The following is a 5,847-nucleotide window of genomic DNA, read 5'->3' as shown; positions in this document are numbered from 1 at the left end:
GTCGGGGCGGCCACTTGATCCCGCCGTCCGCGCCGGTCGCGCATGACCGGAATCTCAGGTCGAGTCGCGCACCACGAGCCGGCACGGAGTGCGGTGGGTGCCGGGGTCGGGGCGGCCGTCGATGGCTTCCAGGAGCTTGAGCGCGGCCAGCCGGCCGATTTCGGTGAGGTTCATGTCGACGCTGGTCAGCGGGGGGCGGCTGGCGAGCGCCATGGTGTCCCAGTTGTCGTAACCCACCACGGCGATGTCGTCGGGGACCCGGCGGCCGCTCTCGCGCAGAGCGTCGGTGACGCCTCGGGCGATCTGGTCGTTGCCGCAGAAGATCGCGTCGGTGTCGGGTGCGGTGGCCAGGACGCCGCGGACCGCCTGCCGGCCCCACGCCTCGCTCCACTCGCCGTGCTGGACCCGGCCGGTGGCCAGCGGCAGCCCGGCCGCTGCCAGCCAGTGAGTGGTGTGGGCGGCGCGGTCGGTCGCCGCGGCGTGGTGGGCGGGGCCCGTCACATGGGCGATGTTCCGGCGGCCGAGGCCGGTCAGATGTCCGATGGCCAGCTGGGTGCCCTGGCGGTCGTCGGAGACCACGTTGATGCCGTCGGGATCGGTGGAGGGGGCGAAGGCGTAGACGGTGGGCACGTCGGTCGAGCCCGCCAGTGGAGGGCGCGGATCGGTTCTGCGCCCGGTGACGATGATGCCGTCGATGCGCCGGGCGGCCAGGGTGCGCAGATAGTGCTGTTCGCGGATGGCGTCGCCCCGGGTGTCGCACAGCAGCACGGAGATCTCACCCGTTCCCAGGGCGTCCTCCGCGCCGAGCAGCACGGGGGTGGCGAACCGTCCGATGCCGTCGGTGGTGATCAGGCCGACCGTCCAGGTCCGGCCGCTGATCAGGCTCTGGGCGAGTTGGTTCGGCCGGAAGTCGAGCCGGCGCGCGGCGTCCAGGACGCGCTGGCGGGTCTCCGGCCGCAGCTTCCCCCGGCCGTTGAGCGCCTTCGAGGCGGTCCCCGGGGTCACTCCGGCCAGTGTCGCGACGTCCGTGAGAGTGGTGCGCGTCGCGGCTCGATGGTCGGCAGCAGTCATGGGAAACCCTTTTCTCGAATGCCTGTCGACATCATCTTGCCATTGACCTCCTCGCTTCGTCATGCGGCGGCAGATCACGCTGTTTTCCGGTGCGAAACCTTGACGTGACACGAGGGGGCCCCTACCTTCAGCGCCAGGAAAAGGGTTTCCCCAGTGGTCGTCATCCGGCCGACCTGTCCGACCTGCCGGACCGTGCGGCGGCGCTGGTCCTCCTTCCCGATCACCGCTCAGCCTGCGTTTTCTCGTACCGGCCCGCTCTGGTGGATGACCGGTCGGCTCCGTTCGATACCGGTCGATGAGGAGATTCCGTATGTCTTCACCCGTTTCCCCGCCGTCCGCCACCGGGCCGCTGCGCCTGACCCCGCAGGCGTCGGCGGCGCTGCGTCCCGAGGCGGCGACCAGGATCACCGGGGGTTTCTGGGCCGAGCGGCGCCTCGTCAACGAGCGGGCCTCGATACCTCAGGGTCCCGCCCTGCTGGAGTCGGCGGGCAATCTGCACAACCTCGCCCTGGCCGCGGGAAAGACCGAGGGCGAGTACCGCGGGGACCTGCCCTTCCTCGACTCGGACGTGACCAAGTGGCTGGAAGCGGCCGCCTGGCAGCTGGGCGACCCCTCGACGGACGATCCCACCGGTCTGCGGTCGCACATCGAGGAACTGACCGCTCTCCTGGCGGCGGCCCAGGAGGACAGCGGCTATCTCAACTCCTGGTTCCAGGTGGTCAAGCCGGACCAGCGGTTCCAGGACCTCCGCTGGGGCCACGAGCTCTACTGCGCCGGACACCTCATCCAGGCCGCTGTGGCCCTCCACCGCACCACGGGCGTGAAGAGCCTGCTGAGGATCGCCGTCCGGTTCGCCGACCACGTGGACGCCACCTTCGGCCCCGGCAAGGCCGTCGACGGCATCTGCGGCCACGCCGAGATCGAGACCGCGCTCGTCGAGCTGTACCGCGAGACGGGCGAGCACCGCTACCTCGACCTGGCCCGGTACTTCATCGACCGGCACGGCCACGGACTGCTCAACACGGGGGAACAGCACGGCACCGCACCCGGCCCGGCCTACTGCCAGGACCGCGTCCCGCTGCGGAAGGCCAGGAATGTGGAGGGCCACGCGGTCCGTCAGCTCTATCTGCTGGCCGGCGCGACCGACGTGGCCACCGAGACCGGCGAGGGCGAACTGCGAGAGGCGGTCGTGCGCCTCTGGGACGCCATGACCGCCACCAAGACCCACCTCACCGGCGGTCTCGGTGCCCGCCACGAGTGGGAGGACTTCGGCGATCCGTACGAGCTGCCCAGCGACCGCACCTACTGCGAGACCTGCGCGGCCGTCGCCTCCGTCCAGTGGAGTTGGCGGATGGCTCTCATGACGGGCCGGGCGCGCTACTCCGACCTCGTCGAACGCACCCTCTACAACGGCGTCCTCGCCGGAGTGTCCCTCGACGGCGAACGCTGGCTCTACGTCAACCCTCTCCAGGTCCGCGACGGCTACACCGACGAGGGCACCGACCAGACCTCGCGCCGCACCCGCTGGTTCCGCTGCGCCTGCTGCCCGCCCAACGTGATGCGACTGCTGGCCTCCCTGCCCGACTACTGCGCCAGCACCGACGCCACCGGCCTGCAGATCCACCAGTACGCCACCGGCAGCGTCTCCGCACAGCTCGCCGCAGGCCCGGTCACCGCCGACATCACGACGGGCTACCCCGTGGACGGGCGGATCGCGCTCACCCTGACCGGCACACCGGACAGTACGCCGTGGACGCTTTCCCTGCGGCTGCCGCACTGGAGCCGCACGTACTCCGTCCTGGTCGACGGCGAACCCACCGAACCCCTCGTCGAGGACGGCTGGCTGCGCCTGCACCGCACCTGGTCACCGGGCCGGCACATCGTCCTCGAACTGGACATGGAAGCGCGGCTGACCCGTGCCGACCCGCGGGTCGACGCCGTACGCGGCAGCGTCGCCATCGAGCGCGGTCCGCTCGTCCACTGCCTCGAACAGGCCGATCACCCGGGCGGGGGCCTCGACGACCTCGTCATCGACACGGAGCGGTCGCTGCGGAGCGTCTTCCGTCCCGAACTGCTGGGCGGCGTGGTCACCGTCGAGGCCACCGGCCACCGCGGCACCCCGCCCGGCGAGAGCTGGTGGCCCTACGCCCCGCACGACGACACCCGTACGACCGCCTCCGGCGAGCTCACCCTGACCGCCGTCCCGTACTACGCCTGGGCCAACCGCGAGGACGGCGCCATGCGCGTCTGGATCCCCACCGGCTGACCACGCCGCCGCACCTCGGCCACGTCTCCGCACATCGACCACGCCGCCGTACCTCGACCACGCGGCCACCTCACCCCCCGCCGAGACTTCGACCCGCTTCCGTCCCGCAAGGAGACAGAGGACACCATGAGCACTCCACGCACGGCCCGTGCGGTCACCGGCACCGTCCTGGCGGTCACTCTCCTGACCCCTCTGGCGGCCTGTTCGGACGGGGCTTCCGGCAACGCGTCCTCCGCGAAAGCCGGTACGTACTCGTTCTGGGACCCCTACCCGCAGTTCGACGCCTCTTCGCCCTGGGGCAAGCGAGTCACCGCATGCGGCGCGCAGGCCGACGTGAAGATCAAGCGGACGCCGATGGACACCACCGACCTCGCCAACAAGGCGCTGCTCGCGGGACAGCAGGACAACCTGCCCGACGTCATGCTGGTCGACAATCCCGCGGTCTCCACCCTGGCCGAAGCCGGAATCCTGGCCAAGGCCGCGGACGCCGGACTGAAGACCACCGGCATCCAGAAGAACATCCTGGACGCCGGCACCGTCGACGACGAGCCGTACGGCGTGCCGATCGGCGCCAACACGCTGGCCCTCTACTACAACACCGACGTCCTGAAGAAGGCGAAGGTCGACCCGGCCGCCGTCACCGACTGGAAGTCCCTGACGGCCGCACTGGCCGAGGTCGAGGCCGCGGGCAGCAAGGGCATCACCTTCTCCGCGACGAAGAGCGAGGAGGGTTCCTTCCAGTTCCTTCCCTGGTTCTGGGGGGCGGGAGCCGAACTCACCGACATCGACTCACCCGCCGCCGTGTCGGCCCTGACCCTGTGGAAGGACTGGCTGGACGAGGGGTACGCGCCGAACTCGGTCATCAGCAACACCCAGACCACCAGCTGGCAGGAGTTCGCCACCGGCGACTTCGCGTTCGCCGAGAACGGCACCTGGCAGCTCGCCAACGCCGAGAAGGCAGGCTTCGAGTACGGCGTCATCAGCATCCCGGCCGTCGAGTCCGGCCCCGCGCCGGTCCCCACCGGGGGCGAGTTCGTCACCGTACCGGTGCAGAGCGACACGGGGCGCTACAGGACCACCACCAAGATCGTCAACTGTCTGATCAACGGCAAGAACCTCCTGGCCACCGACACCACGCTGTCCTACATCGCGCCCACCGCCCGGGTGCAGGACCAGCAGGTACGGGAGAACGCCGGCCTGCAGGCCTGGGTCGACGCCGTCGCGGCCGCCCGCGGACGCACCAGCGGTGGCATGAACACCGACTACCCGGTCGTCTCCGAGCAGATGTGGACCGCGGTACAGGCCGCCCTCTCCGGCGCCCAGTCGCCGAAGGCGGCCCTCGAAGCCGCCCAGCAGGCCGCCCGGTCCAAGACGGGCAACTGACCGTGCCACCCGCCGCCGCCCCCACGAAGACGCTCGTGAAGCGTCGGCCGACCCGCCCGCACCACCGCCGCTCCGCACTCACCGCATGGGCCTTCCTCGCCCCGCTGGTGCTCTACCTGGCCTTGTTCTACGTCTATCCGCTCTACCGCAACGTCGAGTTGAGCCTGAGGGACTACACGGTCCGGTCCTTCGTCCAGAACGACGCGCCGTTCGCCGGCCTCCAGAACTACGGGGAAGTGTTCCAGGACGCCACCTTCGGTCCGGCCCTGCGCAACACCTTGATCTTCACCCTGTGCTCGATCGTCGCCCAGTACATCATCGGGCTCGCGCTGGCGGTGTTCTTCAACCGCAACTTCCGGCTGTCGGCCACACTCCGGGCCCTGTTCCTCGTACCGTGGCTGCTCCCGCTGATCGTGTCCGCGTCCACCTGGTCGTGGATGCTCAACAGCGAGTCCGGTGTCGTGAACTACCTGCTGCGGGCGGTCGGCGGCGACAACGTCAACTGGCTGACGTCACCCGAGTGGTCACTCACCGCGGTCGTCATCGCCAACATCTGGATCGGGATCCCCTTCAACCTGGTGATCCTCTACAGCGGACTGCAGAACATCCCCGCCGAGCTGTACGAGGCCGCCGCACTGGACGGCGCAGGCCTCTGGCAGAGCTTCCGCCGCGTCACCTTCCCGCTGCTGCGCCCGGTCACCGCCATCACCCTGCTGCTCGGCTTCGTCTACACCCTCAAGGTCTTCGACCTCATCTGGATCATGACCAAAGGCGGGCCCGGCTCGTCGTCCACCACCCTGGCCACCTGGTCCTACCAGCTGGGATTCGGCTCCATGCTCCCGCACTTCGGTCCCGGGGCGGCGGTGGGCAACCTCCTGATCGTCATCGCCCTGGCCTTCGGCCTGTTGCACATCCACACCCAGCGCAGGCAGGAGGCATGAGCACGGTGAAACCCGCCGCCACCCACCCCGGCACCCGTCCCACCCCCCGCCCCGGCAGCCGACGCGCACCGGCCCTCGGCCGGTCCCGCAGCCGGGCCCGCGTCCGGGCCCGGTGCAACACGGCGATCGCCCTGGTACTGACCGCGCTGATGCTCCTGCCGGTCTACTGGATGGTCAACGTATCCC

The 5,847-nt window shown here is 70.1% G+C and carries 4 protein-coding genes and 1 pseudogene; 4 read left to right on the top strand and 1 reads right to left on the bottom strand.

The window, feature by feature from the left end:
• Positions 1-54: 54 nt before the first annotated feature.
• Positions 55-1,071 carry a LacI family DNA-binding transcriptional regulator gene (locus tag AOK01_RS19265; RefSeq protein WP_055513324.1) on the bottom strand — a complete coding sequence of 339 codons (1,017 nt, stop codon included), beginning with the start codon at positions 1,069-1,071 and terminating at the stop codon, positions 55-57.
• Between the two features lie 310 nt (positions 1,072-1,381).
• On the opposite strand from AOK01_RS19265, the gene AOK01_RS19260 reads away from it, so the two are divergent.
• The 4 genes and pseudogenes from AOK01_RS19260 to AOK01_RS46155 form a co-directional block, all read left to right on the top strand.
• The gene (locus AOK01_RS19260; protein ID WP_245702309.1) at positions 1,382-3,337 is read left to right on the top strand and encodes a glycoside hydrolase family 127 protein; all 1,956 of its coding nucleotides are present in this window, start codon (positions 1,382-1,384) and stop codon (positions 3,335-3,337) included.
• A 126-nt stretch (positions 3,338-3,463) separates the two neighbouring features.
• Complete coding sequence (locus AOK01_RS19255) at positions 3,464-4,720, top strand: sugar ABC transporter substrate-binding protein (protein WP_055513320.1); 1,257 nt, start codon at positions 3,464-3,466, stop codon at positions 4,718-4,720.
• Positions 4,721-4,755: 35 nt separating this feature from the next.
• Positions 4,756-5,661 carry a carbohydrate ABC transporter permease gene (locus AOK01_RS19250; protein ID WP_245702308.1) on the top strand — a complete coding sequence of 302 codons (906 nt, stop codon included), beginning with the start codon at positions 4,756-4,758 and terminating at the stop codon, positions 5,659-5,661.
• Positions 5,658-5,847: pseudogene (locus tag AOK01_RS46155) on the top strand (hypothetical protein); the annotation flags it as partial. The gene AOK01_RS19250 and the pseudogene AOK01_RS46155, both read left to right, overlap by 4 nt.

It is taken from the genome of Streptomyces aurantiacus, from assembly GCF_001418335.1.
GTDB classification, from domain to species: Bacteria; Actinomycetota; Actinomycetes; order Streptomycetales; family Streptomycetaceae; genus Streptomyces; species Streptomyces aurantiacus.
The sequence above is the reverse complement of the archived record's forward strand: the minus strand, read 5'-3'. Positions and strand labels throughout refer to the sequence as shown.